Source organism: Priestia sp. BR_2, assembly GCF_041954005.1.
Lineage (GTDB): Bacteria > Bacillota > Bacilli > Paenibacillales > Paenibacillaceae > Paenibacillus_AQ > Paenibacillus_AQ lautus_A.
The window spans coordinates 89205-108139 of sequence record NZ_JAVFHM010000229.1 but is presented as its reverse complement, the minus strand read 5'-3'; the positions used below and the strand labels follow the sequence as shown (position 1 = coordinate 108139).

Genomic DNA, 18935 nt, shown 5'->3' with positions numbered 1-18935 from the left:
GTAATGTTCCGGTCTGCTTTGTTATGATTAGTTATGGGTCTTCGTCTCGTTTATAACGTACCATTTCCCAGGCTTAACGCCATCGTTTGTGAAATGTTGAACGACTCCGTCAATGGCGGCTCTTTGGTCATGGCCTCGGGTGGTCGTATCCGGCATATCCTGAATGCTCCAGGTCTTGCCTCCGTCCTCGGTTTTGGCTTGACCGCTGAATCCCGTTTCGGGCGAGATAAAATGGAGAAAGCCGGCATTCGGCGTGCTTCCTATCCGGTTCCATGTTTCTCCGCCATCCGTTGTACGGTACAGATCGTTATTCTCCATCACGGTCCAGGCCTGCTTTCCGTTCAGCGCAAAGATTTGGCGTACTGTGCCCTTCAGTTGAGCTTGAACCTCCCATTCGGTGCCTCCGTCATCACTAAAAGCAATCCAGCCTTCTCCGCCGATCCAGCCTGAGTTATGATTAACGAGCCGGACTGCCGTCACATCCGATAAATCCACATCGGGTTCGGCCGCTGGATCTTCTTGCGTGTCTGCTGCGGAACCGTTTCCTGCGCTGCCATCCGTATGGCCTGAGGTTTTATCCGTGCCGGAAGGCGGCGTTGTCTCAGGAATATCTCCCTTGAGGGAGTTTCCCAATGCCTCAGTCGGCAAAGACCCGGCCCCATTCCCTTTATCCGATGGCTGACATCCGACAGCTACGCTGACTGCGATCAACATCATCAGCATAAAGCCCATCCTGTTTCGAGGTTTTATCATGCGATCACACCCCTTATGTTCTAAATACCAAAACGGCTATTTACGCTATTCGTCCCATTCCATCACCCTCATACGGAACGGTACTCCTATTCAGTATAACGCGATTTCCACATGAAGAGGAACGAAAAAAGCTGTTTTTCAAGTCGAATTCCACTTGAAAAACAGCTTTGCTTCATAGATGCGGTCGAGAGGACTCGAACCTCCACGGGGGTAAGCCCACACGGACCTGAACCGTGCGCGTCTGCCAATTCCGCCACGACCGCATATTATGTAAGTCGTGATCGTGTTGATCACCGTAATTAAGAGTATATTACGCCCCAAGCTAAAAAGCAAGCATTTTTTCAAAAAAAAAAAATGTCGAAACCATCATTTCATCATGGTTTCGACTAATCAGGCCAGTCTCAGATCGTCCATTGATCATGTATGATGCCGGACAATACCCAACGATCCTCATACCGCTCAAACACTAGCCGCAGGCTTTCCCAGTCCATGCCCGCATAATCAGGATCAACTCCATCATAATAATACTCCACGATGCCGGCCTCACTGTACTGGCTGCTGGCATTGTTCACCGTATTTCCTTCGCTCTTCGATTGGTTATATCCGATCCACGGCGCCTTCGCAAAGTCCAGCGAATAAATGAATTTCTTGTAATAGCCATCAAGAGTCATCGAAATCGGTTCTCCGCTGCCGTCAAACTCACCCCATCGGTAAACGGCGTCGTTGTTCAATCCCTGCCGCAGCTGCTGCTTGCTGAGCGTTACGTCCTTCTGCCGGTCGACGTAAGCATACGGAGAGAAGGTGATTCCGTCTGGATGAGCGAGTTCGGCCAGCTTCTCAAAATCCTTGTTTTTCAAAAATGCGATCGCTTCAGCACTGATTTTGGACAGGGCGGCTTCTGCTTCTTTCGGCGTGAGCAGCGGATAAATCATAGCTTCTTTAGCCTTGTTATCCCAGGATACCTTGCCTCCAAGCCCTTCAGCCGAGAAACGGAGCGGGATGTAAACCCGTCCCTCCCTGAGAAGAGGCGGAGCATCCAGGGTCACGACCTTGCCGTCCTTCACGGCACGGGTATGCCCAACGGTATAACTCGTCGTATGTTTGCCATTGCTCACGATCGCCGTCCGATCGGCTTGATTCCAACGCACCTCGGCACCCATAGCTTCAGAAATGCCGCGGAATGGCACCATCACCCTCCCTTGATGAATAAAAGCAGGCGAATCCAGCAGCAATTTGCCGCCATTCACCCTAATTTCAATAGGTTTGTCTGAAGATGTGCCCGAAGCCCAAACTTCTTCTCCTCCAAACAGGAAACCGGCGATCCCTATCGCTGCCGCCATCATACCGGCCAGCAGCTTTTTCACTCCTTGACGTTTCTTCATCACAAACTATCCCCTCCTTCTGCTCAGTTCACTATCTCTTTTTCCATTTCCATTATAAAATGTCTATAACCCATAGACCCATCCATAAAGCAATTGCCGATTACTCCGTGCAGCCACTGGATATGCACTCCCCTCACGCCCCAGGTTCGCTATGCCTAACCCCCCATTTATATTTACTCAACATACCTTTTATACAGTCAAGGATCAGGAAAGAGGAATTGAGTCGCTGAGGAAGAACTTGTCTAAGCATGAGATTATATTTCTACCGGGGGGATTCTTATTGAAACGATATCTGCTGCCATTATTCATCCTGATCATGAGTCTGCTTTACATTTTCTTCATTCCTTCCGAGCCCATGCTCGTCAAACTGCTGTTCAAGCTCATCCCCATGTGGCTCATCATCCTGTTTGCATATCGGCAATTCCCGCCCCGTGCCACGAAAGTTCACTATCTTCTGTTATCGGGACTGTTCTTCTGCATGATCGGTGACGGTACGCTGATCTGGTTTGTCGTCGGCCTTACCTTTTTTCTGATCGGTCACCTGTTCTATACGGCCGGCTTTCTGGGACAATGGCGATATTCGCTTCCCCGCCTCCTCAGCATCGTTCCGATTGCGGCCTATTCCGTCTGGATGGGCATTCAATTGGTGACCTCTCTCAACTCAAATGGGGAGCAGGCTTTGATATTTCCCGTCATCGCTTATATTGCGGTCATTTCGACCATGCTCTGGACCTCCGTCATGACCGGAAACCGGTTAGCCATGCTTGGAAGTCTGCTCTTTGTCATCTCGGACTCGATCCTGTCCTGGAACATGTTTGTTTCCGATATCCTTTATTCGAACGTATGGATCATGACCACGTATTATGCAGCCCAGTTTCTGATAGCCAAAAGCATCTCGGCTTTTAACCGGACGAAAGCGCGGAGCAGGGGCGACTCGTCGCTCAATGCTTCCGCCATCCGTTAGAAAACCAAAAAAAGCCGAGTCCGGGTTCCCCCCCGGGCTCAGCTTTTACAGGACATTTCACCGCTTCATGTTCCATGATATGTCGGTCCATAACTCCCCTATCAAGCAACGAAGCAACGCCGAGTCCTCAATCACGCCAGTTCATGCGAACCTGCTTAATCCCCTCTACCTGCCACAACTGCTCGAACAATCCGTTAATTCCCTTGCTGTTGAACGAGTATACCCGGAATTCCATTGTGACCTTGGTCGAATCGTCTTCCGTCGTGTCATTGTTCACGATCATGCCTTCCACCGTCATATTGGCCTTTTGCAGCAATTCCGTAATCGTGCTCACATGTACCGGACGGTCACCCGCCTCGATGATAATCTTTAAGCTGCCGGACTTTTTGATAAAGAGAAACCTCGATTCCAATTTATTCAGCACCAGCGTGCTGACCAGAACGATCGCTGTCGTGATGATCGCAGGCCAGTAAAAACCGGAGCCCACGCTTAAACCGATAGCCGCTGCCACCCATAAAGTGGCGGCCGTGGTCAGACCTGAAATGATATGATTGGAACGCCGCAATATGGCTCCGGCACCAAGAAAACCGATACCGCTTACAACTTGTGCCGCCAGCCGGGCAGGATCAAACCTCGCATTGGGATGATTGATCAGTGCAGAATCAAACCCGTAGATGGAAGTCAGCATAATCAGCGTCGATCCGACGGCCACCAAGAGATGGGTTTTTAACCCGGCCTGCTTATTCCGGCGTTCCCGCTCCCAACCGATCAAACCGCCGAGCAATGCAGCGAACAGCAGCCGCATCAGCATGGTCTCCGTATCCAGTTGAAACACATCCATTCCTAATCTCCACCCATCTTCATCATGTAAGGCGGCTCTTCGTTATGCCATATGTTCATCCTGCCAGCGCCATAACTCTTTGCTGGAGGTGGATATGCCGATTACACCGCTCTTTAGAGCCGTATCAAAATCCTCCAAATCGATCATGAGCCCCCCAGCAATGACAGGCACGTCCACCTCTGCGCGAATACGTTCCATAATCCGCTGGCACACCATGCCCGGGAGCACTTCAATGGCATCGGGATTGGAGGCCTTAATCATCTTGATCCCGTTGTCCAGGGAGACGGAGTCAAATACGAACAGACGCTGAACCGTTAACAAGCCCAGCTTCTTTGCTTCCACAATCGCCGTGTTTTTTGTCGTGACAATCCCGTCGATGCCAACCTTCTCAGCCAAGTACTTAACTCCCGTCTTATCTTTGCCGATCCCTTCAATCAGATCAAAATGCACAAACGAAAGCTTGCCTGCCTCGCGAATCTCCTCGACGATCGATTCAATGATAAAAATATCGGTCTTGAGAATAAATACGATGTTCGATTCGGTCGCTAACACGGCAGGAAGTTCATCCGCATTCATTAATGAAGTAATAATGGGTTTACGCTTCAAGCAATACGAAATTCGTTGTGCACCTTCAACACTGGTTTTCATGTCTTCACCTCGTTGCCGCCGCAACCTCTCCAATTCTCCCGTTGCCCCGGCATATTTTTGTAGATACTCGTCATTGCGCTTCGTTTGCCTGCTGCAAGGCAGTACCGCTGAGATAAATATCGTGAACCGAATTCAGCACATAGGTGGGCTTCACGCTGCTGTCCATCAGATCCTCCTTGGTCGACACCCCGGTCAGCACCAAAGCCGTGCTCATTCCCGCCTGATTGCCCATCTTGATATCCGTCTCCAGCCGATCCCCCGACATCAGGCAATCCTCGGCCTTCACTCCCAAAATATCAAGAGCCGTCAATGCCGTCAAGACGGAGGGTTTGCCCATGACCGTCGTAATGGTAATGCCGGCAGTGCCTTCGATGGCACCAATCATGCCGCCGCAATCCGGAACATCGCCGCCAGGCATCGGACATGTTCGATCCGGGTGGGTAGCAATAACCTCAGCGCCCCCCTTGATCGCCTGATAAGCAAAATCCAGATGACGATAGTGAAAATCCCGATCCCACGATACGACCACGACGTCGGTTTCCTCCGGGGATGAGGCGAATCGTATCCCATTGTCCAGCAGCTCATCCTTCAATATATCCTCGCCAATGACGTACACTTTTGCGTCCGGATGATGCTTCTGAAGATAATGAATCGTAACAAGCGCGGGATTCAGAATATGATTCAATTCAACCTGAATGCCAAGCTTCGCTAATTTCTTCAAATAATTCTCCCTAGAGTCTATCGTTTTGTTGGTCAAAAACAACAGCCTCTTATCCAATCCCTGCAAGTAATGAATGGTCTCCACCGCACCGTCGATGGCCTCGGCCCCAAGATAAATCGTACCGTCCAAATCAAAAATATACCCTGCAAAATGATCCATACTTCGTTCTCCTCTGCATGTTCAATCTGTAATTTCGCCTGCAAACGTCATGGGACAGGTCCGGTCAAATATCTCTGTTATATCTCCAGCCCTTGTCCGTAAGGTATACATATGACAGCGCCATGTCCTTTAGTCCCTGGACCGGCGGTCCCTTGCGGATACAAAAAAATGAGAAGCGCTTTGCATGGAAGAAACCTTCATTCATGACAAATGAAAGATTCTCGTTATGCAAAGGGCTTCTCATCATCTCTGCCCGCTCTATAACTTTATATGGTTATACTACATCCACATTTTACATTTGACAAGATCATCATGATGATAAACCTTATCGGTTTATCGCCGACACGGCCGATGGATGCCCGGCTTCTTCTTTGGAGACCGCATCATTGACGTGTTCCCGATCCGTCGGAGCTGCAGTCAGCTCCATTCTGCTGCCTTCCGCTACTCCCCATGCCGCCTGCAATTGGTCCTGCAGCAGCTCCCATTGCCTGTCGACTTCCTCATGATCCCACTCTAAGTATTCTCCCATCAAGCTCATGACCGAAGCAATGACTCGCTCGGTTTTGGGCCGGTCGAATAACATCCAGCCTGTTCTTCTTAACAGAAAATCCACGGCACTCATCGTCATTTCGCATTCGATGGAATACTCGATTTCGGCACGCAGCAATCTAAATCCGACAGCTTCTGTTTTGTCGGAAGCAGCCTTGATCCGTTTAAACAGTTCAAGGGTATCGGTACCGTACCTGGTCATAAGGCTCCTCACGTCATCGTGCCTGATGCCGAGGGATTCGCCCTGTTTAATAAGCTTCTCCTGAGCTTCCATATAGGTGAGTCCGTTCAAGTCTCCTCCGTTTATCGGAACCCGATCCGTAGTACAAGGAGGATAGATAGTGCCATCGGCGTCCTGAAGCTGTCTGGCAGCAAGGTTAACGACCTTTTCGGCCATTCTCCGGAATCCGGTCAGCTTTCCGCCTGCAATCGTGATCAAACCGGAATCGGATATAAACAACTCATCTTTTCGTGATATCTCCGAAGGACCTTTTCCTTCCTCTCGAACGAGCGGCCGCAGTCCCGCCCATCCGGATTCGATATCGCTTGGCTTCAGCCCTGCTTCCGGAAACGCATGATTGACCGCATCGATGAGATAGCGCCGGTCTTCCTCGGTAATGCCGGGCGTCTCAATCGACCCTTTATAGACGGTATCAGTCGTTCCGATATACGTCTTGCCCTCCCGCGGAATGGCAAAAATCATACGCCCGCCCGGCACATCAAAATAAGCGGCCTGTCGTACGGGAAGCTTGGCATGATCCACCACCAGGTGAACGCCCTTTGTTAAGAGCAGCTGCTTGCCCTTGAGCGAATGATCCTTCAGCCTGACCTGATCCACCCATGGACCAGCGGCGTTTATGATTTTTTTGGCGTATATCGCATAGGTCTCCCCGCTCAATTGGTCTTCCACCTGTGCTCCTGCTACTTTTCCTCCTCGATAAATGAATTCACGAACCTTGGCGTAATTCGCGATGTGCGCTCCCTTAGCCCTTGCAGACTTTACCACTTCGACCGTCAAACGAGCATCATCGGTGCGGTATTCGTAATAATAACCGGAACCTTTCAATCCCTCCTTCCGAAAGAGCGGTTCAAGGGCCAGGGTGCTCTCCCTCCGAAACATCTTCCGCCGTTCGCTGCGTTTGACACCCGCCAGCCAGTCATACAGATACAACCCGACGCAGCTGGCAAAATAACCATAGGTGCCTTTTTTATAAATAGGGAGCAGCATGGGGATCGGCTCCACCAGATGCGGAGCGCTGCGGTGAAGCAGCGCCCGTTCGGAGCCCACCTCCCGTACCAGGCCGATTTCCCCTTGCTTCAAATACCGGAGTCCCCCGTGGATCAGCTTCGTTGATCTGCCGCTCGTTCCCGAAGCAAAATCATTCATCTCCACCAAGCCCACGCTCATCCCTCTGCAGCTGGCGTCCCAAGCAATGCCCGCCCCCGTGATACCGCCGCCAATCACCAGCACATCCAGCTTTTTTGCCGACATGTCCTGTAAATAACGGGTCCGCATCTTGGCGGATAAGCTTGTGTCCACCTGACATTCTCCTCTCTCAACATATAATAAGAAAAACATCTATCGACGTACCTTCACAGAAGACAGACCGCATTTAGTGGACGTTTTTCTTGCGATTATCGAATGGGTTCAGCTTCGCTGAAAACTTTTACATTCATAATCTAAAAAAAAGAACCGCTTCTGCTCGGAATGCATACCAAATACGGTATGCATGTAAGCAAAAGGGTTCTCCGTCGTCTCCGCCGCTTTATGCAATCAATATGATTACTCATTATATGTCGCTTTTATATTTATGTCTATATGGAACCTGATAGAACCGCAAAACCTCGGGATCACTTTTTCCGCAAAGCCGATGGAGCCATCCGCTTATATTTCTTGAAGGTCCGGCTGAAATAATAAATATCGTTGAATCCGGTAGCAGCCGCGATTTCCGATACCGTAAGCGGGCTTTCGCGGAGCAGGTAATCCGCCCGGTTGAGCCTGGTTTCATTCACGTACTCCGTTACGGTCCGGCCGCTGATTTCCTTGAACAACCGGCTGAAATGAAAACGGCTGAGGCCGGCCATGCCGGATAACTGCTCCACCGACAGATCCTCCCGGTAATGCTCCTCGATATACTTGAATATCGGCGCAAACCGCTCGACGTTCTTCATCCGCTCGACGTATTCATCCTGCGTCAGAACCGTTGCGACATAACCTCGAAGCAGGAGCGTAAGCAATCGGTACAGCTCCGATTTGATAGCCAGCTCATAACCGAATTCCTGCCGTTCCAGCTCCTTGATAATGGATAGCATGGGCGCCAGCGCATCATCCCCGCTGATTCGGTTCTCGAAGATCAGCCGGTTCTGGGTGATCGGCGTGATGAATTTCATCTCGGGCGCATCCAGGGAATGGCTCTGCAGCAGCGAGAAATCTGCGATTAACGCATAATAAAACAAATGGTCCGACTGGCTGAGGCCATAATGCAGTTCATTTCGGTTAATGACGATCATATCGCCTTCCTTGGCGGTAAAGGTGGTCGAGCCGCATTCCAGCGTCGCTTCCCCCGAAACAAAATATAATATTTCAAGATGCTCATGCCAGTGATGATTAAATAATACCTGTCCCCGGCCATCAAACTCGCAACGATGAACCTTGATCGGAAACTGAGGATCCGGCATCGTCATCGGTTCTCGCAGTGTTTTGTCCAATGCTCTGATCTCCTTCCAGTAAGACAGCACAATTGTACAAACAAACAGCACGGTTTATCATGGTGTCTTCCTCTAAAAGCATTATAATACGAAAGTGTAATGCAGTAAATTCAGAGGAGTGAACTCATGAAATCTATTAATGTTGGCGTCATTGGCACTGGATCAATCTCTGCTATGCATTTGCAATCCTATCAAAAACATGCGAACGCGAATTTGCTCGCCGTGTGCGATTTAAACGAAGAAAGAGCACAGCGCGCAGCTGAAAAATACGGCGCTACCAAAGTCTACACGGACTATAAAGAACTTCTGGCCGATCCGGAAATCGATGCGGTAAGCATCTGTACCTGGAACAATACGCATGCCGAAATCAGCATTGCGGCACTGAATGCCGGCAAACACGTTCTGGTTGAGAAACCGCTTTGCCGCACCGTTGAGGAAGCGCTTCAAGTACAGGAGGCCGTGAAATCCTCCGGCAAGATGCTCCAGGTCGGTTTCGTAAGACGCTATGACCCTAACGCTCAAATGCTCCGCGAGTTTGCAGACAAGGGTGAATTCGGGGAGATCTACTTCGCGAAGGCTTCCTCCATTCGCCGCCTCGGCAATCCGGGCGGCTGGTTCTCCGACATCGAACGTTCCGGCGGCGGACCGCTCATCGATATCGGCGTGCACGTCATCGATCTGTGCTGGTACATGATGGGCCGTCCGAAGCCGGTTGCCGTCAGTGCCAATACATACCGGAAGCTGGGCAATCGCTCAAACGTGCGCAACCTGTCCTTCTATAAAGCAGCTGATTATGATGCTGAGAAGAACACCGTCGAGGATATGGCGAATGCAATGATCCGTTTTGAAAACGGCGCCTCTTTGTTGGTGGACGTAAGCTTCACGCTGCACTCGAAGGAAAATCTGCAATCCGTTAAATTGTATGGAGACAAGGGCGGATTCGAGATCGACCCCGAGGTTTCCATCGTAACCGAGAAGCACGATACCATCATCAACATCCAGCCGCAAACCGACAACAAGGGATTCGACTTCGATGCTGCTTTCCAAAGCGAGGTCAATCACTTCATTTCCTGTATCGAGAACGGCACAACACCGCTCAGCCCGGTTGAAGACGGCGTTGAGATCATGAAGATTCTGTGCGGCATCTATGAATCCGCCGAGAAAGGGGCTGAAGTTCTCCTATGAAACTCGGAATAAGCTCGTACAGCCTGTACCAGGCCATGAACAAAGGCGAAATGACCATTACCGACGTCATCGACTACGTTGCGGAGATCGGCGGAGAGCATATCGAGATCGTTCCGCTCGGCTTTAACCTCAAGGAAACGCCGGAGCTGATCGATACGATCAAATCCCGTGCCGCCTCCAAAGGGCTTGAAATCTCCAACTACGCCATCGGCGCCAATTTTGCGGAATTGGATGACGCTGCTTATGAAGCGGAGATTGAACGAGTTAAAGGCGAAGTGGACATTGCGGCTGCGCTTGGCGTCAAGCTGATGCGCCATGACGTAGGCTCTTCCAAGGACTTGTCCATCACGCATTTCCTGGAGGAACTTCCGCGGCTGGCCAATGCATGCCGCATCATTGCCGATTACGCGGCAGAACGCGGCATTACCACCAGCGTGGAGAACCATGGTTACTTCATTCAGCATAGCGACCGCGTCAAAGCTCTGGTTCAGACCGTGAACCACCCTAATTTCAAAACAACCCTGGACATCGGAAACTTCCTCTGTGCAGACGAGGTATCCACCGTGGCTGTCGCGAACAACATCGGCCTCGCGTCCATGGTTCACTTCAAGGACTTCTACTATCGTCCGGCTAACCGCGCGCCCGGATCCGGCTGGTTTAACACCTCCAGCGGCAACTGGCTGCGTGGCGCGATTGTCGGCCAAGGCGATATCGATATGCCGGAAGTCGTTCGCATCGTGAAGGAATCCGGTTACGACGGCTATATCTCGATTGAATTCGAAGGGATGGAAGATTGCCGCACGGGTGCTAAATTTGGTTTGGAATATGTCCGTAAAGCCTGGAACGAAGCTTAAGGCAGAAGGCTTATGGATCACATAAGGATGATATAAGGGGGATATTAGGATGTCGAAGCCTATCATGCCTAACAAAATTGGCGTTATCGTTGACAGCTTTCGGGTTGGCGTAAGAGAAGGTCTTGTCAAAGCGCGGGAGGTCGGCGCGGACGGCGTTCAGATCTATGCCGTTCACGGCGAAATGGATCCAGCCAACCTCTCCGCTTCCGCTCGAAAAGAATTGAAGGATTATATCGATTCCCTGGGACTTGAAATTTCCGCCCTCGTCGGTGACCTTGGCGGACACGGCTTTCAGGATCCTGCCGAAAATGCGGCCAAAATCGAAAAATCCAAGCGGATCATGGAGCTCGGTTTGGAGCTTGGAACCAATATCATTACGACCCATATCGGTATCGTGCCGCAGGATCACAACGGCCGCGTATACGAAACGATGCATAAGGCCTGCGTAGAGCTCAGCACCTTCGCAAACTCGATGAACGCGTTTTTTGCCATCGAGACAGGGCCGGAGCCTTCGGCTCACTTGAAATCATTCCTGGACAGCCTGGGTTCCAACGGCGTATCCGTTAACTTTGACCCGGCCAACATGGTCATGGTCACCGGGGACGATCCAGTACAGGGCGTATACAACCTGAAGGATTATATCGTTCATACGCACGCGAAGGACGGAATCAAGCTGGCAGACTACATCGATCCTCGTGACGTATACGGCGATTTCGGATATGAAGCACCCGCGCTTGACCATGACAAAATTGCCGATATGGCGGAATCCGGCGAAAAGTTCCGTGAGGTTCCGCTTGGCGAAGGCGGCGTTAACTGGAATGCTTACCTGCAAGCCCTTAAAGATATCGGCTATACCGGGTATTTGACAATCGAACGCGAAGTGAAGACCAATCCGGAAGCGGACATCAAGCTTGCCGTGGACTTCTTGAAAACGTTCAGAGCATAAACCGACGCAAGCTTTGAGACCGTTCCAAGCAAACCGCAACGTTCGCTTGGAACGGACTTGATAAACACAAACAACAGGCCGATCAGGAAATTTCCTGATCGGCCTGTTCATTGTCGCACCATGATGTATGTTGGAACTTGAAACTTGTATACCTTAAGATACCGCTTGTTTCCCCGTCACAGTCTCCAAAGCCCCGTTCGCTCTCGCTGAACGGATCTCGGCTTCGATAATTTCCAGCGATCCTGCCGCGCTGTCTGGCGTACATACCGTTACCGGCTTTCCTTGCGCAACATGCTCGATGAAATACTGAAGCTCGCGGTAGTAGCCGGAATCTCCGGACAGTTCGGCTGTAAAGCCCGGTGCGTCTTCAGGATACACCTTCAATTCATTATTCTCGAACACCAGGGTAGCCTCCTCGAAATTTACCCGGTATCCCATATGGAAGCCATGTTCGCCGTGCAGCGTCCAATCCGCATGGGCGTTAATCACTTTCCCGTCAGGGTAAGTGTAATGGGTGGATACGATATCGTACGAGCTTCCTTCAATGATCGTTTTGGCGAATGTGGACACCCGCTCCGGTTTGCCCATCAGCCAGTGGATCATGTCCGCGTCATGCACATGCATGTCCGTGATGCAGCCTCCGCTTTTCTCCCCTTCCAGGAACCAGCCCTTAGGAGGCTCCGATCCCCGGAAGAATTCGCCCGCAACGATGCTGCCGTAGCGGCCGTCCTCCACGCATTCTTTCAAATATTCATAAGCCGGCCAGAAACGCAGGCATTGTCCGATCATCAGCGTTTTGCCCGTGCGTTCCGCTGTTTTCACCATGCGCCAGGCTTCTTCCGAGCTGCCCGCAACAGGTTTCTCGCACAGGACGTGAATGCCGCGCTCCAGCAGCATGCAGGACATATCCGCATGCAAATACGTTGGCAGGCACACATCCACGATATCCAGATCTTCATGCTCGAGCATTTTGTCCACATGGTCGTAAAGACGATAGGGCTCCAGGTCGTAGACATCCCGCTCGGTCGCCATATTCCCGTTGGCTTTGCTGTCTTTAAGCTCATCGATGAGGAGATCGCAAATCGCCACCAGCTCGATGTCCGCGCCTTCTTGAGCCAAACGAAGATAATTGTCGAAATGCATGCGGCCCATGAAACCAAAACCCAATATTCCGATCTTAAGCATTCTCATTCCCTCCGTATCCCTTATGATTATGATTGTCCTTGATGCTGCCGCGCGTCCGGCTTGCGCAAAGACGGCGTCCGTCCAAGAATCGCATCCATCGCATTGGATGTGTTAAATATGATCTGCTCCGAATAATGGGTGTAGGCCGGGATCATCTCTGCCGTGACATAGTTGTCGTAGCCGATCAGGCGCAGAGCTTCCACCACTGCGGGATAATTGACGTCTCCTGCCAGCAGGTCGACAAAGCCGTGCAATCCGCCTGCCTGCCTGCGGTAATCCTTGAAATGGACTTTCTTGATCCGCTCGCCCAAAATCCGAATCCAATGCTCCGGATAACCGTTGTGCACGACGTTGCCTACATCAAAATATGAGCCGACATAGTCGGAACCGATCTCGTCAATGAAGGTCCGCAATTCCAGCGGGGACAACAGGAATTTGTTCCATACATTCTCGAGCGCGATCGAAACGCCGGCGCTTTCCGCGTACGGAACCAGCTTGCGAATGGATTCTTGAGCCCGCTCGTAAGCATATTCGTAATCGATGACTGCCGAACCGGGAACAAAATCGACGCCGACCGCCCCTGGTATCACAAGAATGGCATCCACACCGAATGCAGCCGCGAGCTCCAGCTGCTTTTTGCAAACGTCCATGGCCTTTTCACGGATGGCCGGGTCGTCGCTGGTCATCGGATAGTCCCAATACAAGCCTGTCGCCAATCCTGCAATATCGAGGTCTGCGTCCTTCAGCTGTGCCGTTATGTTCTGCACTTCCTTATCGCCTGCCTGGAGCCCGAGCTCCCCCGTTTGGTTCAGCGACAATTCGATTCCGTCAAAGCCCGCTTCTTTTGCCAATCGGATACAGTCGGAGATGGAAGCCTCTCCCGGGAACGACCAGATATTAATCCCTTTTTTCATCGCAAATCCCTCCTAAAATTCATAGGTTGATGATGTTACAAATGTTTTCTGAAACGCATCATTTGACTTTTTCCGTCAAGTTGTAAATAAACCAATTGGATGTAATAATACTTATATAATAAATAAACATTCCAAGAAATGATTTAGAAAGAAAAGCGATTATTTGGACAATTCCGTTCTATTCTCTTAATAACATTTGGGAGTGAATCTACGATGGCCGATATGGACCCCGATTATCCGGTAAAACGCGAAGCGCCTTTCCGCGAATGGTCGCCCAGCATTCATTATGCACAGTTTCAACGCATGGCGACGGGAGCTCTCCCGCAGCGCAGGTTATATGATTTCGAACTGCTCTATGTATGCCATGGGGAAGCCGTTACCACCATGTACGGGAACCGGCATGTCGTCGAAGCAGGCCAGCTGATCTTTCTGCCGTCCGGCGTTTACCACCAAAATGAGGTGGTTTCCCATCCCGACGCGCGTTTTCTGGGTATCCATTTTGATTTTTTCGATGAGTTGGACATCCAGACGGAAGCCGATATGATCGTGAACGAAGCCGTGGTGGATACGGATAAGTTCGCGCATGAAGCCGTGTCATCCGCCTTCCCTCCCCTTTCTTCCCGGATTATCTATACGCCTCCCCTGCCATGCGTACAGATGATGGAACGCATCGTAGAGGAATTTACCCTGCGTCCCGCCGGCTACGAGCTTGCCTGCAAGGGTCTGATGCTGGATGTGCTGGTTCAACTGTTTCGGACGCACCCCTCCCGGGCATTGACGGAAACGTCGCCGCACGAGGCCAAGCTGATCGAGCTGATGGCTCAAATCGAAAAAGCTCCAGCCAAAGACTGGAGCAACAAAGTCATCGCGGAGCATTTGATGTTAAGCGCGGATCATACCGCCAAATTGTTTAAGCGCCTTGCCGGGATGCCGCCGAGCGAATTCGTGCAATCCGTTCGTCACCGGGAAGCGCGCCGGCTGCTCCGGGAATCCGACATCTCGATCGAGATGGTTGGCGAAGGCGTCGGATACCCGGACATTCATTATTTCAGCCGCATCTTCCGGAGGCTGGAGGGGATTACCGCTACCGATTACCGGAAGCTGTCAAGAATTCTGTAAGGCATGAAGACCTTCGACACGTACATGCGTTTGAAGCCAGCGTTCCATTCGTTCGAGCGCTTCGCAGAGTCGAGCGGACGAAGCAGCATACGAGCAGCGGATGAAGCCTTCGCCCCCGGCACCGAATACATGGCCCGGCACAACGGCTACTTTGGCCTCCCGAAGCAATCGCTCCGCGAACTGCTGCGAGCCGAGGCCGGTTCCGGTTATGCTGGGGAATGCATAGAAGGCTCCCTGAGGATCGCGGCAGCTCAGGCCGATATCGCTCAGTCCCTGCACAAACATTTGTCGGCGCTCATCGTAAGCCTGCCTCATCACGTCCCGATCCCCGAGCCCGTTCTTTAAACATTCTATGGCCGCAATCTGTCCCATGATGGGCGCGCAGAGCGCGGTATACTGATGGATCTTGACCATAGCGCCCACCAGCCCGGCATCGCCGCAGAGGTAGCCGACCCGCCAGCCCGTCATGGCGAAGGCTTTGGAGAATCCGCCGATGATGACGGTCCGCTCCCGCATCCCCGGCAGGGAAGCGACGCTCGTATGCGTGCCGCTATAAGTAAGCTCGGCATACATCTCGTCTGATATCACCACCAAATTGTGCTCGACCGCAAGGCGCGCGATCGGAAGCCAATCCTCATGGGTCATGACGGCTCCTGTCGGATTGCTCGGAAAGTTAACAACGATCGCTTTCGTCCGGGGCGTGATCGCCTGCTGCAGGGCATCCGCCGTCAACTTGAAGCCATGCTCGGCGGATAGCTCCAGCTCGACGACGGTGCCGCCGTTCAATTGCACAAGAGGAGCATAGGCGACATATCCCGGTACGGGAATGATAATTTCATCGCCCGGCGAGATGAGCGCCCGCAGCGCAAGATCAATCGCTTCGCTGCCGCCGACCGTGACCAGGACTTCCCTCGACGGCTCGTATTGCAGCTGGAAGCCGGCATGCAGATAGTCTGCAATTCCTTCCCTCAGCTCCATCAGCCCCTCATTCGGCGTGTACATCGTGCGCCCATGCTCCAGCGCCTGTTTGCATGCATCGATCGCACACTGGGGCGTCACGAAATCCGGTTCGCCCACGCCGAGCGAAATGACCTCGTCATCCGCTTCCGCAGCATTAAAAAATTGCCGGATGCCGGATGGCGGCATGACTTGCACCGTCGATGTTAGAAAGCTGCTCGTTGTCTTCATATCCTTCTACTCCTTGCCTTCGCTTTTTCGTTCCGATAATGAGATTTCAATCAAGGCATCCAAAAGTCCGCTGAACGAATATCCCGCCGCTTCCGCGCTTCTTGGCAGCAGACTGGTCTTCGTTAAACCCGGAAGCGTGTTGACCTCCAAAATATAAGGAATCTTTCCCTTCAGGATGATATCGATCCGGGCATATACACTGCACTTCATCGCCTTATAGCATCGAAGCGCGGCTGTGCGCACCTGCTCCTGAAATTCTGCGGGAAGCTCGATCACCTGCTCATCCGCTTCACCTTCTTCGTATTTGGATGCATAATCGAAAAACTCCGAGTTCGGCTTGATCGACACAATCGGAAGCATATCGCCGTTCAGGACCGGGCAGGTGATTTCTTCTCCCTCGATCCATTGCTCGATCATGACGGAGCGGTCCCACCGCAGCGCCTCTTCGACGGCGGATGCAAGGTCAGCCGAGTCGCGCACGATCCGGGTACCGATGCTGGATCCGCCCGCATTCGGCTTCACCACAACGGGAAAACCGAGCCCCTCCACGTCGGCGGCCGCCAGCTCTTCCATGCAGCTGACCATGATCCAGTCAGCCGTATGCAATCCTTCGTAACGCAGCAGCTTCTTGCTCAAATCTTTATCCATGCAGAGACTGCTGGCCAGAACGCCGCTGCCGGTATACGGAATCCCCAGCGTATCGAGGGTGCCCTGCACCGTGCCGTCTTCCCCGAACGTGCCGTGCAGGGCGAGCAGCGCAATATCGATGCCTTCGGTTTTGCTGATCAGCTCCCGTTTATCGTGAATCTCGATCGGATAGACTTCGTAGCGGCTTTTATCCAAATGAGCGATCATCTCTTTGCCGGTCATGAGTGAAACTTCCCTCTCGGAGGATACGCCTCCCATGATGACGCCAACCTTCATGATGTAGACCTCCTAAATAAATTTCTTCAAGCTGATTGCCTGTACATCACTCCGCATGCGGATTATTCCTCCGATCTCTGTTGCACCCCGATCACACCAGCTTCCTCGCCGCCTCGCCAATAATGCGAATCCCCTTCTCGATGTTCTCGTCGGAGACGCGGGAGAATCCAAGACGCATGGTGTGCTGGCCGCCGCCATCGGTATAGAAAATATCCCCCGGCGTAAACACCACGCCCTGGGCGGAACAGGCCTCCAGCAGCTCCCGCGTCCGGAAGTCCGGACCGAATTCAACGAACAGGTGAAGCCCGCCGTCACCGGACAGCCGTTCCATCGGAATCCACTCCTCGCAGCAGCGGATCGCAAGCTCATATTTTCGCTTGTACTCGGCCTTCGCTCTCTTTAAATACTTCTCGAAGTTGCCATTGTACAGATATTGAAAGAGCAAGGACTGATCCAGAGTCGACGTATGAATGCTGCGGGCCCGCTTCACGCTTTCCAGATAATGAATCAGGGTCTTGTCGGCCAGCACCCATCCGACTCGCAGGCCGGGAAACAGAATCTTGGAGAAGCTGCCCAGGTAAATCACGCTGTTGTTCTCCCCCCCTGCACATGCAACGAGAGGCGCGATGTGGGAGCCCGAATAACGCAGCTCCTCGTTGAAGCCGTCTTCGATCACGGGAATCTCATGCTCGTTCAGCAGCCGCAGCGCTTCCAGCCGCTTCTGGTGGGACATCACGATTCCGGTAGGATTATGATAGGAAGGCACAAGGTACGCCATGTCGTACGACCGCTCCGACAGCTCGCGTGCGAGCCCTGTCAGGCTGATGCCGTCTTGCTCCATCTCGACGCCGGTAATGGCGTACCCGTGCATTTTAAAATTTTTAATGGCGGTATGATGGGTGGGATTCTCGCATAGAATGCGGCCATGCCCTTGGTTCAAGGCGGATAGCACCAGACTTAAGCCTTCCGTAAAACCGCTGGTGATCAGCATATCTTTGCCCTGAACATTCACCCCTTTGTTCTCCATGTAACGGAGAAGATAATCAATAAGCGGTTTATAGCCTTTGGCGTAACCGTAATTTAGTAGGATATCGCCTTCAAGCGACATCCGGTCCAGGAATGCACGCTTGACATTGGGCAGGTCGAACAGCTTCTCGTCGGGAGCGATGCTTGTAAACGATATGGAGCCCTTCTCAGCACGGATCCCGTGCTTCATCAGATCGTTCGCTTCCGCAAGCCTGGCATACTCGTTCAGGCGAGGACCCCAGTCCAGCCGCTTGCCTTCCGGCTGTGCGGATGCCCCGCTGATCGAAGGGGAAACAAAGTGTCCTTGCCCTTTAACCGCGTAGATATAGCCTTCATCCTCCAAATCGGAGTATGCGCTCAGCACCGTATTGCGGCCCACTCGAAACAGCGCGCTTAGCTCACGCGTGGAGGGAAGCTTCTGATCGGCTTGCAGCGCCCCGGTTGTCATCAAGCGCTTCATGTAATCCTTGACTTGAATATACGCCGGGCGGTCATTCGCCAACTTGAAATCCAAATACATCGTTCATTTCCCCCTTGCTCTTATGATGGCATAATTTCGGCGGCACCACTAGAACCACAGCAGGCCTCTTTCGCCACGGGCGTGGTTTGCCGATATCGTTGGCAGAATCCCGGCCATCTCATCCCTAGGATTGGACTGCCCTTTGCGCCGGTATACCTTGATGACATGCACGTTCTCTATATCATGGAACCATACGGGATCATGCACAAGCAAGAATGAAACATTCTTGGTACCCATCTGGCGAAAAAACAGATCGGAAAATCAAAAACTGCCCCACCTTCTCAAAGGAAGATGGGGCAGTGTTATGCAGGATTCGTTCGGCCTAAAAAGGCCCTGATTCGTCTAAAT

18 protein-coding genes and 1 tRNA gene are annotated in these 18935 nt (G+C 52.1%); 5 read left to right on the top strand and 14 right to left on the bottom strand.

The window, feature by feature from the left end:
• Window positions 1-27: 27 nt before the first annotated feature.
• From RB298_RS18510 to RB298_RS18500, 3 genes are all read right to left on the bottom strand, one after another.
• Window positions 28-753, bottom strand: a complete 726-nt coding sequence (locus tag RB298_RS18510) for a WD40/YVTN/BNR-like repeat-containing protein (RefSeq protein WP_486047932.1) — start codon at window positions 751-753, stop codon at window positions 28-30.
• Window positions 754-932: 179 nt separating this feature from the next.
• Window positions 933-1016, bottom strand: a tRNA-Leu gene (locus RB298_RS18505).
• Between the two features lie 138 nt (window positions 1017-1154).
• Window positions 1155-2135 carry a copper amine oxidase N-terminal domain-containing protein gene (locus RB298_RS18500; protein ID WP_486047930.1) on the bottom strand — a complete coding sequence of 327 codons (981 nt, stop codon included), beginning with the start codon at window positions 2133-2135 and terminating at the stop codon, window positions 1155-1157.
• Between the two features lie 280 nt (window positions 2136-2415).
• On the opposite strand from RB298_RS18500, the gene RB298_RS18495 reads away from it, so the two are divergent.
• Entirely contained in the window at window positions 2416-3099 is a 684-nt protein-coding gene (locus RB298_RS18495; protein WP_096776078.1) for a lysoplasmalogenase, read from the top strand.
• A 127-nt stretch (window positions 3100-3226) separates the two neighbouring features.
• Here the strand turns inward: RB298_RS18495 and RB298_RS18490 are convergent, their stop codons facing one another.
• The 5 genes from RB298_RS18490 to RB298_RS18470 form a co-directional block, all read right to left on the bottom strand.
• Window positions 3227-3940 carry an MgtC/SapB family protein gene (locus RB298_RS18490; RefSeq protein ID WP_009593619.1) on the bottom strand — a complete coding sequence of 238 codons (714 nt, stop codon included), beginning with the start codon at window positions 3938-3940 and terminating at the stop codon, window positions 3227-3229.
• Between the two features lie 42 nt (window positions 3941-3982).
• The gene (locus RB298_RS18485; RefSeq protein ID WP_009593577.1) at window positions 3983-4588 is read right to left on the bottom strand and encodes a glycerol-3-phosphate responsive antiterminator; all 606 of its coding nucleotides are present in this window, start codon (window positions 4586-4588) and stop codon (window positions 3983-3985) included.
• A gap of 70 nt (window positions 4589-4658) precedes the next feature.
• Entirely contained in the window at window positions 4659-5468 is an 810-nt protein-coding gene (locus tag RB298_RS18480; RefSeq protein ID WP_015736729.1) for an HAD-IIA family hydrolase, read from the bottom strand.
• A 325-nt stretch (window positions 5469-5793) separates the two neighbouring features.
• Window positions 5794-7557, bottom strand: coding sequence for a glycerol-3-phosphate dehydrogenase/oxidase (locus RB298_RS18475; protein ID WP_486047927.1), 1764 nt, complete (start codon window positions 7555-7557; stop codon window positions 5794-5796).
• Window positions 7558-7868: 311 nt separating this feature from the next.
• A complete protein-coding gene (locus RB298_RS18470; RefSeq protein ID WP_096776080.1) occupies window positions 7869-8726 on the bottom strand; it encodes an AraC family transcriptional regulator in 858 nt (285 codons plus the stop codon).
• 126 nt (window positions 8727-8852) lie between these two features.
• Between RB298_RS18470 and RB298_RS18465 the strand changes: the two genes are divergently transcribed.
• Genes RB298_RS18465 through RB298_RS18455 form a run of 3 tightly spaced genes read left to right on the top strand, consistent with a single transcriptional unit; the run spans window position 8853 to window position 11711 of the window.
• Complete coding sequence (locus RB298_RS18465) at window positions 8853-9911, top strand: Gfo/Idh/MocA family protein (protein ID WP_015736732.1); 1059 nt, start codon at window positions 8853-8855, stop codon at window positions 9909-9911.
• On the top strand, window positions 9908-10765 hold the full coding sequence (locus RB298_RS18460) for a sugar phosphate isomerase/epimerase family protein (protein WP_015736733.1): 858 nt from the start codon (window positions 9908-9910) through the stop codon (window positions 10763-10765). Before RB298_RS18465 ends, RB298_RS18460 begins: the two co-directional genes overlap by 4 nt.
• A gap of 49 nt (window positions 10766-10814) precedes the next feature.
• The gene (locus RB298_RS18455; protein ID WP_096776081.1) at window positions 10815-11711 is read left to right on the top strand and encodes a sugar phosphate isomerase/epimerase family protein; all 897 of its coding nucleotides are present in this window, start codon (window positions 10815-10817) and stop codon (window positions 11709-11711) included.
• Between the two features lie 153 nt (window positions 11712-11864).
• Here the strand turns inward: RB298_RS18455 and RB298_RS18450 are convergent, their stop codons facing one another.
• Window positions 11865-12896 carry a Gfo/Idh/MocA family protein gene (locus RB298_RS18450; protein WP_096776082.1) on the bottom strand — a complete coding sequence of 344 codons (1032 nt, stop codon included), beginning with the start codon at window positions 12894-12896 and terminating at the stop codon, window positions 11865-11867.
• 26 nt (window positions 12897-12922) lie between these two features.
• Window positions 12923-13810 (bottom strand): sugar phosphate isomerase/epimerase family protein, encoded by an 888-nt coding sequence (locus tag RB298_RS18445; RefSeq protein WP_036660164.1) that lies wholly within the window; start codon window positions 13808-13810, stop codon window positions 12923-12925.
• 213 nt (window positions 13811-14023) lie between these two features.
• Between RB298_RS18445 and RB298_RS18440 the strand changes: the two genes are divergently transcribed.
• Complete coding sequence (locus RB298_RS18440) at window positions 14024-14929, top strand: helix-turn-helix transcriptional regulator (RefSeq protein WP_015736737.1); 906 nt, start codon at window positions 14024-14026, stop codon at window positions 14927-14929.
• On the opposite strand, the gene RB298_RS18435 is transcribed toward RB298_RS18440, so the two are convergent.
• The 4 genes from RB298_RS18435 to RB298_RS18420 all read right to left on the bottom strand — a co-directional run bounded on the left by RB298_RS18435 (window position 14915) and on the right by RB298_RS18420 (window position 18800).
• Window positions 14915-16117 (bottom strand): aminotransferase class I/II-fold pyridoxal phosphate-dependent enzyme, encoded by a 1203-nt coding sequence (locus RB298_RS18435; RefSeq protein WP_486047923.1) that lies wholly within the window; start codon window positions 16115-16117, stop codon window positions 14915-14917. The genes RB298_RS18440 and RB298_RS18435 overlap by 15 nt on opposite strands.
• A 6-nt stretch (window positions 16118-16123) precedes the next feature.
• On the bottom strand, window positions 16124-17041 hold the full coding sequence (locus tag RB298_RS18430) for a D-alanine--D-alanine ligase (protein WP_486047921.1): 918 nt from the start codon (window positions 17039-17041) through the stop codon (window positions 16124-16126).
• A 91-nt stretch (window positions 17042-17132) separates the two neighbouring features.
• A complete protein-coding gene (locus RB298_RS18425; protein WP_192571009.1) occupies window positions 17133-18587 on the bottom strand; it encodes an aminotransferase-like domain-containing protein in 1455 nt (484 codons plus the stop codon).
• 48 nt (window positions 18588-18635) lie between these two features.
• Entirely contained in the window at window positions 18636-18800 is a 165-nt protein-coding gene (locus RB298_RS18420) for a hypothetical protein (protein ID WP_162939100.1), read from the bottom strand.
• Window positions 18801-18935 lie beyond the last annotated feature (135 nt).